Source organism: Taibaiella soli, from assembly GCF_003236175.1.
GTDB lineage: Bacteria > Bacteroidota > Bacteroidia > Chitinophagales > Chitinophagaceae > QKTW01.
This window is the reverse complement of the sequence record NZ_QKTW01000013.1, coordinates 1-19,402: the sequence shown is the minus strand read 5'-3', so window position 1 is coordinate 19,402 and position 19,402 is coordinate 1. Positions and strand designations below refer to the sequence as shown.

Here is a 19,402-nt window from a genome sequence, read left to right as displayed (position 1 = left end):
TCGTATGAAACAGAACGGTGAAGTCTATACCGGCATTGCGTACAATAATCAACCCTACTTTGAAATGACCCGCGAACTGAGCGTTTTAAAGCAAATGGCATCTATGATAAGTTCGCTTGTCTGGGTTTGTGATGTGCAGCAAAATTCTGTGGTGTTTGTAAGCCCGCGTGTCGAAGCTCAGCTTGGGTGGACTGACATGACCAATGTGCCAGCAATGCAGTTTTGGAATCATATCCTTCCGAAAGGAGACCAGGTGGCTATTATGACCATTGCAGATGCCGCAATGACCAATGCCGAATATACAGATCAGCCGCTTCAGTGCAGCCTGAAGCACCGTGATGGAACAAGCATTCCTTATGCGGTACGGTGCTCGCTTTTTAAAACTGCAGATGCAGGAGATGTACTGGTATTTACTGCTGAAAAAACGGAAACTGTTGAACAGCTGGAAAAAGCACACCAGGATATTGAAGAGAAAATGGCTGCGCAGCTGGAAGAACTGAATCGGTCTAATCAGGAGCTCGAAGAATTTGCCTACGTAGCCAGTCACGACCTGCAGGAGCCTTTACGTAAGATCAGCACCTTTAGCGGCCGTATCCAATCTAAGTATGGAGATCTGCTGCAGAATGAAGGCAAAATGTATCTTGATCGTATACTTGTGGCAACAGAGGATATGCGTACGTTGATCGACAATCTGCTGGATTTTTCCCGTGTGATCCGGGCTGACCATACTGTTTCTACTGTTAATCTCAGCGCTGTCGTACATGATGTCGTTCGTGATCTGGAGCTGGTGATTGAAGAAACGAACACCACCATTACGCAGGGCGATCTGCCAAAGATCACTGGTGTAACGGTGCAGATGAAGCAGTTGTTTACCAATATCATCAATAACGCAATTAAGTTCCGCAAAAAAGATACCCCCGTTCATATCGATATTCAGCAGGGTTCTGTGAGCGCGGAAGAAGTGGCCAGATGGAATCTGCTTCCTGAAAAGAAATATTTTAAGATTACGATAGCCGATAATGGTATTGGCTTTGAAGATGAATATGCGGAAAGAATCTTTAAGATATTCCAGCGTTTACATGGAAAAGCGGAATATCCGGGTTCCGGAATCGGGCTTGCCATTTGTAAGAAAATTGTAGATTATCATCAGGGCAGAATCTATGCTGAGAATATTGCAGGTCAGGGCGCCCGTTTCACTATCATTTTACCTGAAAAGACAGAAAAAACCAACCACTAAAAAATGAACGTTCCCGGGCTCGTAAAAATCTTAATTGTAGACGATGACGAAGACGATTTTATCATAACCTCAGATCTGATCAAAGACATCGATGGTGTATCTTTCAGGATCGACTGGTGCTATCGTTATGCTGATGCTTTGGAGCGTATGCTGCAAAAAGACTACGATCTTTATTTTGTGGATTATCGCATGGGTGCGAAAAGTGGGATGGATCTCCTGCGCGAAGCCTATGAGAAAAATATTACAGAGCCGATTATTTTGCTGACGGGTAAAGGCAATTATAAGGTCGATATTCAGGCCATGCAGCTCGGCGCCGTTGACTATCTGATCAAATCAGAGTTGACTACGGAGAAGCTGGAAAGAAGTATCCGCTACGCTATTGAGCGCACAGCCAGTATCAAGGCTATTAAAGCTAATGAGCGTAAGTATCGCAGTATTTTCGAGAAATCGAAAGATCTTGTATTTCTCGCAGATGAATCCCTGAATTTTATTGATGTCAATGCTGCCTTTGTTTCGCTGCTTGGTTACAGCAGGGCGGAATTACTGGAAATGAATCTTGCCGATCTCATTGATCAGGCGCAGCACAAACGTTTTCTCCAACAATCATTGCAAACCCGCAAGGAAATCAATGACTGGGAAGTGACACTGGACACAAAATCCGGTGAACAAAAAGTATGTATCCTAAGTGCCGTACAGGACGACGAAGCTATTGACTATGCCCAGGTGCAAGGGATCATTCACGATATTACCAATCTGAAGCGTGCGGAAAAAGCGACGCTGCAAGCTGAAAAACTGGCTGCAGCCGGCCGTCTCGTGCGTACACTGGCGCATGAAGTACGCAATCCGCTCAATAATATTACGCTCTCGGTAGAGCAGATGCAGCAGGAGACTGACGATAATGAACAGATGGATCTGTATCTGAACATCATTCAGCGAAACAGTAAACGTATCAGCGATTTGATAAGTGAATTGCTTAATACTTCAAGGCCTTCAGATATCACACTGCGGGAGTACACGTTCCAGTCGCTTATTGATGAAATGATTTCAGCGGCAATAGACCGTATCACACTCAAGAAAATCAAATTGACACTCAACTACCCGGAGCAGGCGATTTTGATAAAAGCAGATAAAGAAAAATTCAACATTGCTTTGCTCAATATTGTCATCAATGCAATTGAGGCAATGGAAGAACAAGGTGGCGTGCTGGACATTTTGCTTTCAGAAACGACCGACTATATTGTGCTTAAGATTACAGACAATGGCTGCGGGATCAGTGAGGAAAACATCACCCGTTTGTTTGAGCCTTATTTCACGCAAAAAAGAAACGGCGTCGGTCTGGGGCTGGCGTTTACGTTAAATATCCTTCAGGCCCACAAAGCCGAGCTCGAAGTTCGGTCTGTGTTAGGTGCCGGCACTTCATTTATTATCAGCTTCAGCAAGAGAGCAGAGTCAGAAGTAGAACTTTAAGGCTGCGTGGTTGAGACGCTCAATTATAAAAAGCAGTAAGCTTAGGCCTAAGGCGAAGAAATCCGTTGGCATGATTTTTACGTATGATTTAGTGTAAAAACATAACCATCATGAGAGGACTATTGTACATTATTGCAGTTATACTAGTAATTGGCTGGGTATTAGGAGTGTTTGTTTATAGCGCAGGCGGCTTAATACATATTTTACTGGTTATTGCGATTATTTCGTTGCTGCTGAGTTTCATCAAACGGGGCACCGTCGATTAATAAGAATTTGCTTTTATGTTTCAATTAGGGATAATGCGCGCCCCCACAATGTTGTGGGGGCTTTTTTATGTCATGGGCACATCTGGGGTAAGTACTATAAAGAGAAAAGAGACTGCAATTTGCAGTCTCTTTTCTCTTTATAGCATGATGCTTTTATTAGAATTTGAAGCCCAAAGTGATGGCTACATTGTTGTTGTTATTTTTTATCGTTGCAGTTGGAATTACTACGTTTGGATACGGCAATGTGTAAGGCTGTTCTTGTGTAGAATACATACTGTGGACATACCCGATATCAATAAATGCGTGTTGGAAGCGGAATCCAAGTCCGGCAGAAATATCAAACCGGTCTGAACCTGAATAGTTGTAAGGTGATTGGTACGGACTGCCATAATAGCCAAAGCCACCGCGGAACATCATCATATCAAAACGGAATTCTGCGCCTGCTCTGAAGTTGAATGCCCCCTGATAGGTGTTTTTAATAATCGTATTGATCTGCTGTTCGTAATCGCGGTAATCATGCATATGATAGCGCATCGAGTTGTAGTCTACATATTCTGCATCTGCGGTAATGAACCCAATTTTGCCCAACATGGCCGACGCACTCAGTAAGCCTCTCCACGGTGTAGTAAGGCCATAGTTAAAGTTCTGATGTGCATAGAATGTAGAAATCGATCCTGTATTATCGTTAAACACAAGTGACTTCAGGTTGCGGGTATCAGAAGCAATACTGTAGTCTGTGTTGTCATACATTTGATAAGCGGTAGGCGTATGTATCGCACCGCCAATGCGGAACTGGTCATTGATCTTATAGATAAAGCCAAGTTTCAGGTTGATACCGTAACCGTGTGTCGTCAGGTATTGGTTGTAGTTGAAACTGCCAAAAAACTGGTCCTGAGCCGGCGTTAGCGTGTTTGTTTCTGTAATAGAGGATTCCTGGTAGAAATTTATGAATGGCAAACCCAGTGTAGCACCAAGCATCAGTTTTTCTTTATAGTTACCACCAAAAGAAAGTACCATTTCATTCACGCCGCCTCGTTCCGAAACAGATTTGCGTTGAATGACGCCTTGCTGCCAGGCTACAATAGTTCCATAAGAACTGCTGTTGGCACCGTACAATGCGCCTGTATCTACCAGATAAGCACTATATCCCATCTGCGCAAGACTTGCCGGCTGAAAGTTGCCATAGCTATATCCATTCTGGTTGGCATCTACCACCATCGGTTCGCTGGCAGAGCTGGTATTATTATATCCCTGATAATTATAGTTCCGGGTAAAATCGGCGAGACGGTTTACTCCGATACCAAATGATACCGATTTCCAGTTGCTGTTTTTATATCTGCGGCCTTTCTGTGCAGTTGTAAATACTGCACCAGCGTTGTTGATATTGAAACGGGTGCGACTGTCTCCGAATGAGCCCGAATTACCATTGGTGCCGGTATATGCGGTGTTTGTGCTGTTAATCTTCAATGAAGGCGTAAATATAATCTCCGAAGACCGGTAAATGCCAATACCTGCCGGGTTTACACTCAGGCTGGTAAAATCTCCGCCAATGGAACCGAGCGCACCGCCAAAACCCATAGAACGGGCAGTTCCCATTGGTGAGAGGTATGAATAACGCAATGCGTCTATTTCATTTTGTGCCCAGGCTGCAAATGAAATGGATGATAATAATCCGGCTGCAATAAAAAATTTTGTGATACGGTTACTGCTCATACACCAAACTATTTCTGATTAGACCGTTATACAGGTTCATTGTTTAACGGTCCGGGTTCAAACTAAAAATATTCCATTTAAAAAATCACCACGCTGATTGGCGTGGTGATTCTTAATTTCTTTTGTGATTATCTTCTTCCGCCACCACCGCGGCTGCCTCCGCTAAAACCACCGCCACCGCTGTGGCCGCCGCCGAAACTACCACCGCCGCCGCTTGGGCGACCGCCGCTGAATCCGCCACCACCGAAGTTATGTGGCTGTTCCATGCGTTGTGGTTGTTCTGCACGCTGTGATTGTTGGAAAGAACGTTGTTGTTGTCCACCGTTGTTCCATGAGCGTTGCGGTTGTTCGCCGCTATACGATGAAGAACGTTGTGATTGCTGATATTGTTGTTGCTGTGGTTGCTGGAATTGACTTTCAGAACGTGTATAGTTATTGTCCTGATTGAAACGTCCGCGACCGGAACCAGGTTCTACATTGCCATTGTTGTTTGCCGTAGATTGCCATCCGCCGCTTCCACGGGTTTGAGCCTGCTGCTGTGTTGGTTGCTGATTATTCTGAAAGCTGTTTGGACGAGTATTATTTTCAAATCGGCCAGGGTTTGCTGTTTGGCTGCCAGGTGCTGCGCTCAGGTTTTGACGACCTTGCTGATTGACTGCCGCTGTATTTGCATTGCCAGGATTAAAGTCACCACGGAATGGTTGTGGTGTATTGGCGCGTTGCTGTTGTGTATTCGCACTAAATGCATTGCCGCGTACTGATTGTTGCCATCCGGCAGGCGTAGTGATTGCCCGGTTGCCATTTGTTCCGTTCAGGTTGTTACGAACAGCTGTGTAGTTAGTATTCATTGAATAACGCGGACCGTAAGCTACGTTGCTTGCACCGTGGTAACCATAACCATATCCGTTGCAGACGCCAGAGTAGTATCCGTTCCAGAAGTTATTGTAATAACCGCAGCCATATCCGTAACCATAGTAGCCCCAGCCACCGTAGTAAGGATAAGCATAACAGCTATAGAAACTTGGGTAACCCATCCACATATTCCAACCCCAGGCAGAGCTCCAGTATGGACCGCCGAAACCAACACCGATGCTGACACCAAAACTAGGTCCCATCCAAGGGTTATAGCCCCAGTATGGATCTACCCAATATGGATTGTACCAGTATGGATTATTGAAAGTGCTGTAATAGCCGAGATTAGAAAAAGAATTATCGAAACGGCGCATGTTCGTTGCATACGAATAGTCATCATCGTAATTCACATAATCGTCGCCTGAATAGCTTTGGCCATTATTGTTTGAATAACTGCCGTCGTTATAATTGTTTCCGGAATTGCTGTAGTTATTGCCTTCGTTTTGAGAATTTTGCTGGTTATTGTTGTAACTGTTGTTGTTATTATAACGTGCGTTGTTCTCGTTACGCGCATCCTTTGAAGCTTGCTTGTCAGCATCCGAACCGCTGGTGTAGATATCATCCTGATACGTGCTATTGCTTTGAGCAATTGCAGGCACCTGACCAAGTCCCATCAACAAAATCCCGGCAAATAGGAAGCGTTTCATTTTTAATTGATTTTACGTAATAATTGCTTAGTGAAATTAGTACTTTTGCGCCACTCCACCAATTTAATAGACCTTCAAAAAACATGCCAGTTTAATATGAGTAATATTTTAACACCCCGTTCACAGGACTACTCCCAGTGGTACAATGACTTAATTATAAAAGGCAATCTGGCGGACTATTCTGCGGTTCGTGGATGTATGGTGATAAAACCTTATGGATTTGCACTTTGGGAAAACATGCGCGATGTTCTGGACAAAATGTTTAAGGATACTGGTCACCAGAACGCTTATTTCCCGTTGTTCGTTCCAAAAAGCCTTTTTGAAGCTGAGGAGAAGAATGCAGAAGGCTTTGCGAAGGAATGTGCGGTTGTTACACACTACCGTCTGAAAACAGATCCCAATAATAAAGGAAAACTGATTGTAGACCCGGCTGCCCGACTGGAAGAAGAACTGGTTGTCCGCCCGACATCAGAAGCTATTATCTGGAATACATATAAAAACTGGATTCAAAGTTACCGCGATCTGCCGATCCTCATTAACCAATGGGCAAACGTAGTTCGCTGGGAAATGCGTACTCGTTTGTTCCTCCGCACTGCAGAATTTCTCTGGCAGGAAGGACATACGGCACATGCTACCAAAAAAGAAGCGATTGCGGAAACTACACAGATGTTGGACGTGTATGCTAAATTTGTAGAAGAATATATGGCATTGCCGGTGGTGCGTGGTGTAAAATCCGCGAACGAGCGTTTTGCGGGTGCGGAAGATACTTATTGTATTGAGGCGCTGATGCAGGATGGCAAGGCTTTGCAGGCTGGTACTTCACATTTTCTGGGTCAGAACTTTGCGAAAGCGTTCAACGTTCAGTTTACCGATAAGGAAAATAAAATGGACTATGTATGGGCAACTTCATGGGGTGTTTCCACTCGTCTGATCGGTGCGTTGGTAATGGCGCACAGCGATGATCAGGGTCTGGTAATGCCGCCACGTCTGGCTCCACTGCAGGTTGTGATTGTTCCAATTTATAATAAGGATGTAGAAGCTCGGCAGAAAATTGATGCGAAAGCAGAAGAGATTATGAAAGAACTGCGTGCTAAAGGTATTCGTGTGAAATTCGACAACGACGACAATAACCGTCCGGGTTGGAAATTTGCAGAGTACGAATTGCGTGGCGTTCCGGTTCGTATCGCTTTAGGCGCACGTGATCTGGAAAATAATCAGGTAGAAGTAGCTCGTCGTGATACTAAAGAAAAAGCTTCGCAGCCGTTAGAAGGTCTGACTGACCACATCGCACAATTATTGGAAGATATCCACAATAATATGTTCCAACGCGCGTTGGACTTCCGTACAGAACACACTACTAACGCGGATACCTGGGAAGAGTTCATGAAAATACTGGACGAAAAAACAGGTTTCGTTTATGCGCATTGGGACGGTACGCCTGAAACAGAAGAGAAGATCAAAGAATTGTCGAAAGCGACCATTCGTTGTATTCCGCTGAATAATGAACAGGAAGCCGGAAAATGTATTTTGACAGGAAATCCTTCTACGCAGCGTGTTTTGTTTGCAAGAGCTTACTAGAAACTATTGGTCGTATTGATGTTTTTAATCACTTTTGCGAAAATCCTTCTATGATAAGCGACAATAGACATGGTTCAGATATTTTTCATCTGGAAATAGATGAAACAGCTAAAGCCAGTATGCTGGAAACAGCACGCTGGTCGAAGTTTCTGACGATTGTGTTTTTTATTTTCTTTGGTTTGCTGATACTTGGCCTCGTGATAGTGGGCGTTTCGATAGCAAGCGTAGGTCCCAATACGAGTCAGGCACTGGGATTGCTTTACGGTACCATAGCGATTTTCCTTTACGTGTATCCGGTCTATGCATTGTTTCGTTTTTCCACATTGCTGAAAACGGGTATTCGCACGGCAAATCAGGAAATATTTAACCGGGCGCTGAATTATCAGAAAAACATGTTTAAATACATGGGCATTCTTACGATTATAGGATTGGTTATTTATGGATTGATACTCGTTTTATTATTAGTAGGCGTAGCGGCATCAAATTTATAAGCAAAAATTCCGATAAAATGAAAGGGCACTCCAAACGGGTGCCCTTCTTGTTTGCACATTTTCTGTGAAACAATATTTGCAATATATTCGCGGCCGGTTATGAAAAAATTCTACCAGACCCTATTGGCTATAATCCCGTTTTGCGCGACGGCACAACAGAACTCTCTGAGTCTGGACCTGTTTCTTAAGACGAATCTGATGTATGCGAATACGGAGAAAATTAATACTGCTGATCGTTATCATTTTCGCTCTCCCATTACAGGCGGCGCCGCCATTTTGTACGGTGTTCCAGTAAATGATAAGGTTTTATTCCAGGCTGGTATTGGATATTCATCCAATAAATATGCGCTTAAGTTTTCCTTAGATACAAATTCCCTTCATTATAAATACAAAGCTGGGATAAGTATTGGTACTTTAAAATTGCCTATCCGCTTTCAATTTCTTCTTACCCCTCATGTCTTATTGGTTGCGGGTGCGACATTTAATTATAATAGAAACTGGCCTTCTTACACTAGTAAAGACTATCATTACTCGACAGTAGATAATTACTTGTATGTCTCCTCCGTGGATCAATACAAAACTTCTTACCTCGACGAAGATTTTATTACATTTTCAGGAGACCTGGCTGTAAAATATCGTTTGCGGAGTTGGCTGGAATTTTTTGTAATGGGGAGTTATGATTTTGGGAAATATCCGTCCGTTTCTGCAATGAACCTAATTACTACAAGAAATGGCGGCCACTTGTATGAAGGTGCTATTAATCCAAAGATATTTACGTTTTCGATAGGTGGGTCTTGGCGTTTGCGACAATATGAGCGTAGCGGAAAGCCCAAAACGAAAAATGTAACACCATATACTCCTGGCGAAAAAGGCGTAAATGTTGATGTTTTGAATGGCGTATTGCCGCAGTAGTGTTGATACGTTGAAAAGTTGATATGTTAGCCGCATCACAAAAAGAAACACCCCACAAAACTAGACTGCGGGGCGTTTCTTATTATGCGTTACAACGTTTTAACCTATTAACTTATTAACGTATCAACTACTCCCCGTACATTCCTTCCACCACTTTTGAATATTTCTGTTCTACGAATTTCCGTTTGATCTTCAGTGAAGGGGTTAATTCACCCGCATCAATCGTCCATTCGTCTGGCAGCAATTCAAATTTTTTCACTTGCTCCGGATGGCTGAATAACGGGTTGTATTTATCGAGTTGTTTTTGAATCAGCGCAATCACTTCCGGCATTTTGATCACCTTGCTGTTGTCCGATTCAGAAATGTGCAGCGTCTTTTTTACTTGTCCGAAGTTGGGAACAATCAGTGCGCTCACAAACTTACGGCTGTTGCCGATCACCATCATTTGCTCGATGAAAGGACTTTCGCGGAGCTTATTTTCGATCATCTGCGGCGCTACATATTTACCGCCCGATGTTTTAAAGATTTCTTTTTTACGATCCGTGATTTTCAGGAAACGGCCTTCCTGCCATTCGCCGATATCACCTGTGTGAAACCAGCCATCTTTCATTGCTTCCGCAGTAAGTTCCGGTTTTTTATAATAGCCCATCATGATGTTCGGACCTTTAGTCAGGATTTCACCATCTTCTGCAATTTTCACTTCCACATTATTGATCAACGGACCGACAGTGCCTACGCGACGATTTTCGCTCTCGTAGCGGTTTACAGAGACTACCGGGGAAGTTTCCGTAAGGCCGTATCCTTCCATTACAATCACATTTGCTGCTGTGAAAATGCGGATTAAGCGTTCCTGTAACGCAGCAGAACCGTTTACTACGGCTTTCACATTTCCGCCTAAAGCTTCGCGCCATTTATTGAACACCAATTTATTTGCGATAGCCAGTTGAAAACGATACCAGGCACTCCCGTGATTTACGTTGTCGAATTTTTTGCCAAGCTCCAGTGCCCAGAAAAATAATGCGCGTTTGATACCAGTTAGTTCGATACCTGTAGCCATAATACGCTCGTATACCTTTTCCAGCAAACGAGGCACTACGGTAAATACCAATGGTTTTACCTCTTTGAGATTTACGCCGATCGTGTCCATACTTTCTGCGTACCAAACCGCCACACCTGCATGCAGATAAATGTAGGTCACCATGCGTTCGAAAATATGGTTGAGCGGCAGGAAACTCAATGCACGGCTGCCTTTTTCGGCAAACGTAAAAGCGGGCATTGAGTCGCTGACATTGCTGACGATATTGTGATGAGAAAGCATTACTCCTTTAGGATCGCCGGTAGTGCCGGAAGTATAGATGATGGTCGCTAATGTTTCAGGCTTGATGCGGTCGATTACCGACTGATCCATCGGTGCATTTTTTTCGATCAGTGTATTCCAGCTGGGTACGTTTTCGGTTGGATCGAAGCTGAAAACATGTTGCAGCGTGGGTACTTCAGCAAATGCATCTTTGAATCGTCCGTATAATTCCGCATTGGAGACGAATACGATTTTTACTTCCGCTTCCTTGAAAATATGTGCGAGTTCATTCGGGCTGATCGTAGGGTAGATGGGCGTCAGCACGGCGCCGGTCATTTGTACGCCAAGGTCTACCATCATCCATTCTGGTCTGTTGAATGAAATAATAGCAATTTTTTCCTGAGCTTCTGGCTCCAGCGTCTGATTTTTGATGCCGAGTGTCAGCAATCCGCCGCACAGTTTCTGAGCTGTTTCCCATACCGTTTTACAGGAATAGGTTTTCCACTGTCCGTTCTCTTTTGCGGCGAGCATTTCAGCATTCGGATCTGCGGCAGCGCGTTCTGCTACGATATCAAAAAGACGTTCCATCATGTTTTAAATATAGGAAGAAAAGGGCAATGGTCAATGGTGAATGGTCAAACGTGAAACGTCAAATGTCAATAGGGTAACTGGTCAATTGGTTAAATCAGTTGTTACTTGCTCGGGCTTTGCGTCTTTGTGTGCGTTGTGAGAGATTAATGTGTCGCCGTGAGAGATAAAAACTTTGCCCCTTACGCATGTTGTCCTGAGCGACGCGTGAGGATGCGGGAAAGATAGTAAGTCTGTATGGGAAAGGACCGCGTCGCTGTGCCGCTGCGAGAAAAAAGCCTATTTTCATGTTATGCAGTTACAATTGTCGCAATTGGTACCCATTCCCATCCGTGAAAAAATCAGTAACCGTCAGTCTGATGTATGGCTGAAAGAACTGAGCATTTCGCGTGGCGAACGCATCTTTATACAAGCGCCTTCCGGTACCGGAAAAACGACGTTTATCCACATGCTTTACGGTTTGCGTTATGATTTTGACGGACGAATTTCCTGGAATGGGAAACCGCTTTCTGCGGCGCAAAGAGAAGATTGGGCTGAAATCCGTCAGAAGGAACTGAGTGTTGTTTTTCAGGATTTGCGATTATTCTCCGACCTCTCCGCCTGGGAAAATCTTGAGATTAAAAGAAATCTTACCAACACTGTCACCGAAGATGAAATGGCACAATGGCTGGAGCGACTGGGTTTAAAAGACAAAAGAAATTCCCTTGGTCAGACACTTTCTTACGGAGAGCAACAACGTGTAGCGATCATTCGAGCATTGTTACAGCCATTTCAATGGTTACTCATGGACGAACCATTCAGCCATTTAGACAAAGCCAATACCGCAAAAGCTGCGGCATTAATACAAGAAGTTGCGGACCGGAACAACGCAGGCTTTATATTGGTTGATCTTGACGAAAACGACTATTTCCCCTACACTAAAACGATGATGCTTTGAGCCGGAATAATACTGAAGTACTGCTGCGCAAGCTAATGTTTCATAAAAGCGGCAAAACCCGTTTGTGGACTGCATGGATTGCTTTGTGTGTCGGATTGATTCTGCTTTTTTCTGCGATAATGATTTGGTGGAATTTTCGTGAATTACTGGCCGGAAAAGGAACGAACGACAGTCTGGGCAGTACATTTATCACGATCAATAAAAAAATTACCAATGAAAATATGGTGCAGCCAGCGGGTAATTTCTTCACCGAGCCTGAAATAGAAGACCTGCGAAAAGCACCACAGGTGCAGGATGTGGGCATGCTGGAATCAAACCATTTTCCGGTATCGGCAAGTATGGGATCTAGTCTGAGGTTTTATACACAATTGTTTCTGGAATCCGTTCCCGAACGTTTTATTGATAAAAAGCCGAAGGACTGGCATTGGCAGGAAGGGGATTTTCAGGTGCCGATTATTGTTTCTACAGAGTTTCTGAATTTGTACAATTATGGTTTCGCACCGAGTCAGGGCTTGCCACAGTTGTCTGAGCAGATGATTACTACACTCGGTTTTGATCTTACGATTGGCGGCGGCATCCAGGAAAAATACAGCGGACATATTGTTGGGTTCTCCGATAGGATTACTTCTGTTTTGGTGCCCGAATCATTTTTGAAATACGCGAATGCAAAATTTGGGGAGAACAATTCGGTGCGCGCTTCACGGTTGATTTTAAAGACAAAAGATCCGTCCGACAAGGCTTTTGAGAAGTATCTCACGGATCATAATTATACAACAAACACAGAACAGCTTCGCTGGAATAAACTGCGCGCCATTGTGGAAACCATTACCGGCGCAACCGGTGTGCTGGCGGTTTTGCTGATTGGTATCAGTTCGTTGGTGTTTATTTTGTTTATCGAATTGTCTTTGGCCAAAGCAAGTGAAGCTGTGAAACTACTGCTGCAATTGGGATATAGACCTTCTTATCTGAGTAAGTTTATCAGCAGAAGATTCCTGCCTTTTATTGTAAGTGCAGTTTTGATCGGTGTGGTCATTGCCGTGTTGTTGCAATTCGGCTGTTATCTCTGGGTGCAAAAAATGGATCTGCAATTATCTGTGCTGCCAGGCTGGCCAATCTGGGTAGCAGCTGCATTGGCATTGATCGTTTTGATAGTGCGGATGAAGCGAACCATCCGCGGCGCTATTGCTGATGTGTGATTTAATTAAGGTTTCCCGCATCCTCACGCATCGCTCAGGACAAAATGCGTAAGAGGCAAAGCACGCAAGGGTTTTCTCGCAACGCCCGCAAAGGCACTACGTCTTTTTACTTAAGGTTTCCCGAAAAGATGCGTAAGGAGAAAAGGAGGCAAAGTATTTTACATACTATATTGTTGTGCCTTAGTGCCGTTGCGAGAAAGAAAGGCCCTCGCACAGGGCTTCGACTCTGCTCAGCCTCACAGTTCGCGTGTAAATCAGCGATCGGAAATCAGCCATCAGCGATTTAACGGTTGTCAATAAACCTTACCTGCTTTCTGCTTGCCGGTGGAAATTGCATTTGATGGATTTCAGAACCTGAATGGAAGTGAAGTAGTGGCACTACGCGCAGTTTTGATTGTAACAGCGGCTTCAGGCGCAACTCACATTCATCTACTGAAAGAGGTGTATGCAAATGCAGGCGGATTTCATCAGTGTTGATACTGTTGGTAAATACCTCTACAATATATTCCTGGATATAAGGCAGGTTGTTCAGAATATCGAAGATAGCAGGGGGGTAGAAGGTGGTGCCTTTGTATTTGATCATCTGCTGTTTGCGGCCCAGCACCGGACTCAGGCGTTTGGATTTTCTGCCGCAGGCACAAGATTCTTCGTAAAAAGCACAGATATCGCCCGTGCGATAACGGAGCAACGGCATACCTTCCACACCAAGTGTTGTGATAGCTACTTCGCCGTATTCACCTGCGTGCAGCGGATTTCCGTGATCATCGATGATTTCCAGAATAATTAAATCCGGCTGTTCATGACCGCCGTGACTGAACCCACATTCTGTAAATGCCGTTTGCATTTCAGTAGAAGCGTAGGTGCTGTATAATTTAATCGGCCATTGATCGTAGATCTTCTGACCAAGTGCATTCAATTCAAAATCGGCCTGACGCAGACTTTCACCGATACAAACTACTTTTTCAACTGGTGTGTTTTGCAGGTCAATCTGGTTTTCCTGCGCGTATTGAATCAACTTTAAGATAAACGATGGTACTGCTACGATGCTGTTAGACTGCACCCGCATGATCGTATCCCATTGCATCGGCGGCAACCCCGGACCCGTACGCACCAATGCAGCGCCCAATTGACGGATACCACTATAATAAGCGATACCGGCCATAAACTGGCGATCGAGCGTAAGCATCAATTGGTAGACATCTTCTGGTTTGCCATCCGCGCAGCGAAAAGATTGATACTCGTTATATGCAAGTCTTTTCAGGTCGTTTTCTGTCAGCGCGATGGTTACCGGTTGGCCCATCGTGCCCGAAGTAGCGGTGTACTCTTTAACTTCTGAGCTGTGTACACTGAGAAAATCCCAGTTGTGCATTTGCATATCGGCCTTGCTGGTGGTCGGCAAAAAACGCATATCGGCCAGCGATTTTATATTATTGACATCGACATGGTGCTTGTGAAATAGCTTTTGGTAAAACGGCGAATTGTTTTTCAGATAAACGAGCAATTGGTGTAAAGCGGCCGTTTGAAAAGCTCTTTGGCTGTTCAGTGGTTCAAAAGCGAGATCTTGCAGAAAGGTCAAAGCGGGTCAATTTTAATGCAAAATAAGTTATTCCGCGGTGAAACCGATTTTAGCCGGTGGGTTGGAGTTGAAGGAATTGTTGGAATGATAATATATAAAATGGGATCGAAGTCCAACTGCGGATGCGTTGTAATCTGCTCTGCGCAAGCAATAGGGATATATTTAAAACCAATTTTTTATTTTTCGAGATACAATACTACCTTTGCACATGGCTGCAAAATCTAAGTTCTACGGTGAAGGTCTCACATTTGACGATGTACTCCTTATGCCGGCTTACTCTGAAGTCCTTCCAAGAGAGGTAAGCATCACTACACAATTAACTAAAGACATTACGCTGAACATTCCGATGATCTCTTCGGCAATGGATACAGTAACTGAAGCTCGTTTGGCTATTGCACTGGCTCGCGAAGGCGGTATCGGCATGCTCCACAAGAATATGAGCATCGAGCGCCAGGCAGAACAAGTACGTAAAGTAAAACGTTCTGAAAGCGGTTTGATCGTTGATCCGATCACCCTGCGTCCGGATGCAAGTGTAGGCGAAGCAACCCGTCTGATGCGTGATAATAAGATCGGCGGTATTCCTATCATCGACGAAAATCATAAACTCGTAGGTATCCTTACCAACCGCGACATGCGCTTTGAAAAGAACATGAAGAAGAAGGTAAGCGACATCATGACGAAAGAAAACCTGGTAACTGCTGCGGTAGGTACCAACATGATCAAAGCTGAAAAAATCCTGGAACAGTATAAGATTGAAAAATTGCCAATCGTCGATAAAACGGGCAAACTGATGGGTCTGATCACTTTCCGCGATATCATTCATGTAAAAAGCCATCCAAACGCTGCGAAAGACAGTATGGGTCGCCTGCTCGCAGGTGCAGCCGTTGGTATCACTGGAGATACGCTTGATCGCGTAGAAGCACTGAGAGCCGCAGGTGTAGATGTGATCACGCTCGATAGCGCACACGGTCACTCTAAAGGTGTGCTGGATATGGTGAAACTCGTGAAGAAAACATTTAAAAACCTCCCTGTAATTGCCGGTAACGTTGCTACCGCCGCTGGTGCGAAAGCGCTCGCTGCTGCTGGTGCAGATGCAGTGAAAGTTGGTGTTGGTCCTGGTTCTATCTGTACAACCCGTGTTGTAACAGGTGCCGGTGCGCCACAGCTGACTGCAATTATTGAATCAGTTCAGGTATTGAAAAGAACAGGTGTTCCGGTTATTGCCGATGGTGGTATCCGCTACACTGGTGACATGGTAAAAGCAATCGCAGCCGGTGCAAGCTGTATCATGGCAGGTTCTATTTTCGCAGGTACGGAAGAAAGTCCTGGTGAAACCATCATCTATGAAGGCCGTAAGTTTAAATCTTACCGTGGTATGGGCTCTGTAGAAGCAATGAAAGAAGGTTCCAGCGATCGTTATTTCCAAAGTGTAGACGTAGAAGCAGATATTAAGAAACTGGTTCCAGAAGGTATCGTTGGTCGTGTTCCTTACAAAGGTATGCTCAACGAAGTAGTACAGCAGTTCGTTGGTGGTCTTCGCGCTGGTATGGGCTATTGCGGTTCCAAAGACATCAAAACCCTGCAGGACGAAGCACAATTCGTACGCATCACTTCAGCATCTATGGCAGAAAGCCATCCGCACGATGTGGTAATTACGAAAGAAGCGCCTAACTATAGTCGTTAATTAGGTTGATAAGTTAATAGGTTGAAACGTTGATATGTTTTAACTGAATATAAAAGAAGAGGTCGCAGTGATGCGACCTTTTTTGTTTCGCTTGGGAATAGAACGGATTCGGAAATCCGTTTTATCTGTCGTTCGACATGCGCTGCGCTAACATGTCGAACAGCACAAACACGGGTTGTTGTGAGGAGGTAGGACGTTGCAATCTGATTTCGCGGCTGGCAACCTTAACGCCATTATCGCAAAAACGGGTGACTGCAATAGTCCGACCATTTTCTACTTTTGCATCATGAATTTAAAAGCTCTATTGTTTGTTGCTATAAGCCTTTTGTCGTTTCAAAATATTGCGAAAGCCCAGTCTGATACTACATATTATGACCACCACTACAATGAAATTTCCCGGTTCAGATACTGTTATTATTATAGGATAACCACTGCTACTTCCGAAGGCCGCGGTGAAGTGAAGGAGTTTTATAAAGATCATCAGGTGAAATTTACTTGTGGCTTGGTGATCCGTGATTCTGAAAAGATAAATGATGGTGACGCTGTTTCTTATTACGAGAATGGCCGGAAAAAAAATGAGGGCGTTTATCTGATGGGGCAAATGACAGGTGATTGGAAATTTTATTACGAAACAGGTACGCTGAGAGAAGAAGGACATTATGCCAATGATTCATTAAATGGCAGGCTGCACACTTATTATAAAAATGGGAAGTTGAAAAGAGAGGAGGATTTTGAGCATGGCGTCAGCCTGGGAGGTAAATGTTTTGATGAAAGTGGCAAACAAATACCGTTTTTCCCTTACAGAGTTTGGCCTGAATTTCCTGGTGGACTGCCGGCATTGTATCAATTTTTAGGACAGAATATTCGCTATCCGGAAAAAGCGCGGAGCAAAAATATTGAGGGTAAAGTAATTGTTCGTTTTGTAGTTACACGTGATGGTTCGCTTGATGATTTTCATATACTCCAGCATGTCAGATATGGTTGTGATGAAGAAGTCATCAGAGTGATGAAACTAATGCCTAAATGGAAGCCAGGAGAGCAGGAGGGTGAAAAAGTGGACGTTTTTTATAAGCTGCCGGTAAGTTTCCGGTTGGAGTAATTTCGAATGATTAAGATGTTAAGAAGGTCGCAGTGATGCGACCTTTTTTGTTTCCACTCGCGTCTCTGCGAGGAACGAAGCAGTCAGCACGAAAACGGGGATCTCCACAACCACATGGGCCGTCACGAGGCAGAGGCACGACGACGTCGTGAACTGGTTTCGCGGAAATAGACGCTTTTTACTCCGATGTCCATGCTCGGAACCCCAACGTTGATACTTTTTACCTCGACGTTCATGTTTTTAGCTTCGACGTTGATGTTCTGAACTTCGACATCGATGTTTTTAACCTCAACGTTCATGTTCCGAACTCCAATGTTGATGTTTTTAACTCGGACGTTCATGCTCTGAGCTTCGACGTTCAGGTTTTTAACTCCGACGTTCATGTTTCGAACATCGATGTTGACTCTTTTTGCATCAACGTTGACACTAAAAGAGTCAACTTGGCAGGTTTGTAGGTTGTTTGGCACTCCGATATATCTAGTCCCCCGGGTCATTGCGAGGAGGTACGACGTGGCAATCTGATTTCGCATGTTGTTGGATAATAAGGATCTAAGAATATTGATTCGCAGCTACATAATTTTTGTTTTTTCATCACTCCCATTATCTTTATTTAATGCAACAACAATCCTCACAACGCCCTATACTTATCGTAAACCCTCCTCAATCCAAACCACCTTACTGGCTGGGAATATTTTGTTTAATGCCACTGCTCGGGGCCATTCTTGGCGTAGGTATTCTGATTACAGGAATATTCAAGTACAAAGACAAATGGTTTATTGCAATTGGCGTTTTTGGAATATTGTTCACGGTCGCCGTTTATGGTTCTCTCTTTTATTTTAGTAAAAGTAAATTTGTGGGACAAGGATTTGTCAAGATCTCTCAGATGGAGTTGAATCAGCTGGTGAGAAGCATTGAGTTTTATAATCTGGAACATGGAGTTTATCCAGACAGTTTGCAGCAACTGAGGACCGAAGATTCATTGACTTCAATTTCCGATCCCGTTCAGGGAATGAATGCCAAAATCGATCTCCACTATAATTATCATAAGATAGGAGACAGGTACACTGTTTTCTCTTCCGGTATAGACGGGTTTCCCAATACTCAGGACGACCTTTATCCAAACATAACAATTCGCGATAGTAGCAAGATTGGTTTTGTGAAAGTGCGTTAATAACTCCTTTAATAAAAAACATGAACAAAAAACTTTCAACAGATTTTGAGTATTTAAAAGACATGTATGCAGACGATTATTTTCCAGATTTTTTGGTTGATAAAGTTCGCGACGCCATCAAAAAAGTAGTTTCGTTTATAGAAGAAGGGAATCATTCTAACGAAGAGATTCAGCAATCATTGGATGAGATGACGGCAACCGTAAACGAACTTCAAGAGGAGTTTTACGAAAATGACAGTGAAATAGAAACAGGTGCGCGAGAATCGATAGGAGAAACTATTGATAACGTTCTTTGCTTTTTTGAAATTGATATCGATATAGAAGAAGCCATCCGGGCGCGGGATTGGTAGTGGTTCTCTATCGAGATGGTTTTACCCGGCGCGAAATCAGGTTGCCACTTCGTTTCCCCAGCTTTGCTGTTTGTCAACTCATCGCAATGACCCGCGGGGTTGCACAAAATGTGTGTATTAATTGATGCAATGAATAACAATAAGACGATTCGAAGTCGTCCGATTATTATGCACGTTGTGGCGTTGTGATCGCCGTGAGAGAAAAACTTTGCGCCTTCGTAAACGAACTTCAGGAGGAGTTTCACGAAAATGACAGTGAAATAGAAACAGGTGCGCGATAA

General features: G+C 44.0%; 17 protein-coding genes. 12 read left to right on the top strand and 5 right to left on the bottom strand.

Annotated features, from left to right (window positions below):
• The first annotated feature begins 4 nt into the window (after positions 1 to 4).
• The 3 genes from DN068_RS08165 to DN068_RS08155 all read left to right on the top strand — a co-directional run bounded on the left by DN068_RS08165 (position 5) and on the right by DN068_RS08155 (position 2,970).
• On the top strand, positions 5 to 1,237 hold the full coding sequence (locus DN068_RS08165; RefSeq protein ID WP_110998418.1) for a sensor histidine kinase: 1,233 nt from the start codon (positions 5 to 7) through the stop codon (positions 1,235 to 1,237).
• A 3-nt stretch (positions 1,238 to 1,240) separates the two neighbouring features.
• On the top strand, positions 1,241 to 2,704 hold the full coding sequence (locus DN068_RS08160) for a hybrid sensor histidine kinase/response regulator (protein WP_110998417.1): 1,464 nt from the start codon (positions 1,241 to 1,243) through the stop codon (positions 2,702 to 2,704).
• A 110-nt stretch (positions 2,705 to 2,814) separates the two neighbouring features.
• The gene (locus DN068_RS08155; protein ID WP_110998416.1) at positions 2,815 to 2,970 is read left to right on the top strand and encodes a lmo0937 family membrane protein; all 156 of its coding nucleotides are present in this window, start codon (positions 2,815 to 2,817) and stop codon (positions 2,968 to 2,970) included.
• A 156-nt stretch (positions 2,971 to 3,126) separates the two neighbouring features.
• On the opposite strand, the gene DN068_RS08150 is transcribed toward DN068_RS08155, so the two are convergent.
• Both DN068_RS08150 and DN068_RS22250 read right to left on the bottom strand, forming a co-directional pair.
• Complete coding sequence (locus tag DN068_RS08150) at positions 3,127 to 4,683, bottom strand: OmpP1/FadL family transporter (RefSeq protein ID WP_110998415.1); 1,557 nt, start codon at positions 4,681 to 4,683, stop codon at positions 3,127 to 3,129.
• 128 nt (positions 4,684 to 4,811) lie between these two features.
• Positions 4,812 to 6,242, bottom strand: coding sequence for a hypothetical protein (locus tag DN068_RS22250; protein ID WP_207798877.1), 1,431 nt, complete (start codon positions 6,240 to 6,242; stop codon positions 4,812 to 4,814).
• A gap of 96 nt (positions 6,243 to 6,338) precedes the next feature.
• Between DN068_RS22250 and proS the strand changes: the two genes are divergently transcribed.
• The 3 genes from proS (at position 6,339) to DN068_RS08130 (ending at position 9,223) form a co-directional block, all read left to right on the top strand.
• On the top strand, positions 6,339 to 7,820 hold the full coding sequence (proS, locus tag DN068_RS08140; protein ID WP_110998414.1) for a proline--tRNA ligase: 1,482 nt from the start codon (positions 6,339 to 6,341) through the stop codon (positions 7,818 to 7,820).
• Positions 7,821 to 7,870: 50 nt separating this feature from the next.
• On the top strand, positions 7,871 to 8,311 hold the full coding sequence (locus DN068_RS08135) for a DUF5362 family protein (protein WP_110998413.1): 441 nt from the start codon (positions 7,871 to 7,873) through the stop codon (positions 8,309 to 8,311).
• 99 nt (positions 8,312 to 8,410) lie between these two features.
• Positions 8,411 to 9,223 carry a hypothetical protein gene (locus DN068_RS08130; RefSeq protein ID WP_110998412.1) on the top strand — a complete coding sequence of 271 codons (813 nt, stop codon included), beginning with the start codon at positions 8,411 to 8,413 and terminating at the stop codon, positions 9,221 to 9,223.
• A gap of 127 nt (positions 9,224 to 9,350) precedes the next feature.
• On the opposite strand, the gene DN068_RS08125 is transcribed toward DN068_RS08130, so the two are convergent.
• On the bottom strand, positions 9,351 to 11,111 hold the full coding sequence (locus DN068_RS08125; RefSeq protein ID WP_110998411.1) for an AMP-dependent synthetase/ligase: 1,761 nt from the start codon (positions 11,109 to 11,111) through the stop codon (positions 9,351 to 9,353).
• Positions 11,112 to 11,400: 289 nt separating this feature from the next.
• Between DN068_RS08125 and DN068_RS08120 the strand changes: the two genes are divergently transcribed.
• Together DN068_RS08120 and DN068_RS08115 are read left to right on the top strand one after the other, a co-directional pair.
• Entirely contained in the window at positions 11,401 to 12,045 is a 645-nt protein-coding gene (locus DN068_RS08120) for an ATP-binding cassette domain-containing protein (RefSeq protein WP_110998410.1), read from the top strand.
• Positions 12,042 to 13,241 (top strand): ABC transporter permease family protein, encoded by a 1,200-nt coding sequence (locus DN068_RS08115; RefSeq protein WP_110998409.1) that lies wholly within the window; start codon positions 12,042 to 12,044, stop codon positions 13,239 to 13,241. Before DN068_RS08120 ends, DN068_RS08115 begins: the two co-directional genes overlap by 4 nt.
• A gap of 283 nt (positions 13,242 to 13,524) precedes the next feature.
• Here the strand turns inward: DN068_RS08115 and DN068_RS08110 are convergent, their stop codons facing one another.
• Positions 13,525 to 14,817 carry a phenylacetate--CoA ligase family protein gene (locus tag DN068_RS08110; protein WP_110998408.1) on the bottom strand — a complete coding sequence of 431 codons (1,293 nt, stop codon included), beginning with the start codon at positions 14,815 to 14,817 and terminating at the stop codon, positions 13,525 to 13,527.
• A gap of 208 nt (positions 14,818 to 15,025) precedes the next feature.
• Between DN068_RS08110 and guaB the strand changes: the two genes are divergently transcribed.
• Positions 15,026 to 16,501, top strand: coding sequence for an IMP dehydrogenase (guaB, locus tag DN068_RS08105; RefSeq protein WP_110998407.1), 1,476 nt, complete (start codon positions 15,026 to 15,028; stop codon positions 16,499 to 16,501).
• Between the two features lie 286 nt (positions 16,502 to 16,787).
• Positions 16,788 to 17,600, top strand: coding sequence for an energy transducer TonB (locus DN068_RS08100; protein ID WP_110998406.1), 813 nt, complete (start codon positions 16,788 to 16,790; stop codon positions 17,598 to 17,600).
• Positions 17,601 to 17,722: 122 nt separating this feature from the next.
• Here DN068_RS08100 and DN068_RS08095 read toward each other — a convergent pair whose 3' ends face one another.
• Entirely contained in the window at positions 17,723 to 18,130 is a 408-nt protein-coding gene (locus DN068_RS08095; protein WP_110998405.1) for a hypothetical protein, read from the bottom strand.
• Between the two features lie 170 nt (positions 18,131 to 18,300).
• On the opposite strand from DN068_RS08095, the gene DN068_RS08090 reads away from it, so the two are divergent.
• Positions 18,301 to 18,771 (top strand): type II secretion system protein GspG, encoded by a 471-nt coding sequence (locus tag DN068_RS08090; RefSeq protein WP_165836321.1) that lies wholly within the window; start codon positions 18,301 to 18,303, stop codon positions 18,769 to 18,771.
• Between the two features lie 20 nt (positions 18,772 to 18,791).
• Positions 18,792 to 19,121: a DUF5713 family protein gene (locus DN068_RS08085; protein ID WP_110998403.1), complete on the top strand. Its 330-nt coding sequence runs from the start codon at positions 18,792 to 18,794 to the stop codon at positions 19,119 to 19,121.
• The last annotated feature ends 281 nt before the right edge of the window (positions 19,122 to 19,402 follow it).

What these genes read in the sequence shown, in the direction of transcription:
- DN068_RS08165 (WP_110998418.1), top strand. Translation starts at nt 5, where the DNA reads ATGAAACAGAACGGTGAAGTCTATACCGGCATTGCGTACAATAATCAA.
- DN068_RS08160 (WP_110998417.1), top strand. Translation starts at nt 1,241, where the DNA reads ATGAACGTTCCCGGGCTCGTAAAAATCTTAATTGTAGACGATGACGAA.
- DN068_RS08155 (WP_110998416.1), top strand. Translation starts at nt 2,815, where the DNA reads ATGAGAGGACTATTGTACATTATTGCAGTTATACTAGTAATTGGCTGG.
- DN068_RS08150 (WP_110998415.1), bottom strand. Translation starts at nt 4,683, where the DNA reads ATGAGCAGTAACCGTATCACAAAATTTTTTATTGCAGCCGGATTATTA.
- DN068_RS22250 (WP_207798877.1), bottom strand. Translation starts at nt 6,242, where the DNA reads ATGAAACGCTTCCTATTTGCCGGGATTTTGTTGATGGGACTTGGTCAG.
- proS (WP_110998414.1), top strand. Translation starts at nt 6,339, where the DNA reads ATGAGTAATATTTTAACACCCCGTTCACAGGACTACTCCCAGTGGTAC.
- DN068_RS08135 (WP_110998413.1), top strand. Translation starts at nt 7,871, where the DNA reads ATGATAAGCGACAATAGACATGGTTCAGATATTTTTCATCTGGAAATA.
- DN068_RS08130 (WP_110998412.1), top strand. Translation starts at nt 8,411, where the DNA reads ATGAAAAAATTCTACCAGACCCTATTGGCTATAATCCCGTTTTGCGCG.
- DN068_RS08125 (WP_110998411.1), bottom strand. Translation starts at nt 11,111, where the DNA reads ATGATGGAACGTCTTTTTGATATCGTAGCAGAACGCGCTGCCGCAGAT.
- DN068_RS08120 (WP_110998410.1), top strand. Translation starts at nt 11,401, where the DNA reads ATGCAGTTACAATTGTCGCAATTGGTACCCATTCCCATCCGTGAAAAA.
- guaB (WP_110998407.1), top strand. Translation starts at nt 15,026, where the DNA reads ATGGCTGCAAAATCTAAGTTCTACGGTGAAGGTCTCACATTTGACGAT.
- DN068_RS08100 (WP_110998406.1), top strand. Translation starts at nt 16,788, where the DNA reads ATGAATTTAAAAGCTCTATTGTTTGTTGCTATAAGCCTTTTGTCGTTT.
- DN068_RS08095 (WP_110998405.1), bottom strand. Translation starts at nt 18,130, where the DNA reads ATGCGAAATCAGATTGCCACGTCGTACCTCCTCGCAATGACCCGGGGG.
- DN068_RS08090 (WP_165836321.1), top strand. Translation starts at nt 18,301, where the DNA reads ATGCCACTGCTCGGGGCCATTCTTGGCGTAGGTATTCTGATTACAGGA.
- DN068_RS08085 (WP_110998403.1), top strand. Translation starts at nt 18,792, where the DNA reads ATGAACAAAAAACTTTCAACAGATTTTGAGTATTTAAAAGACATGTAT.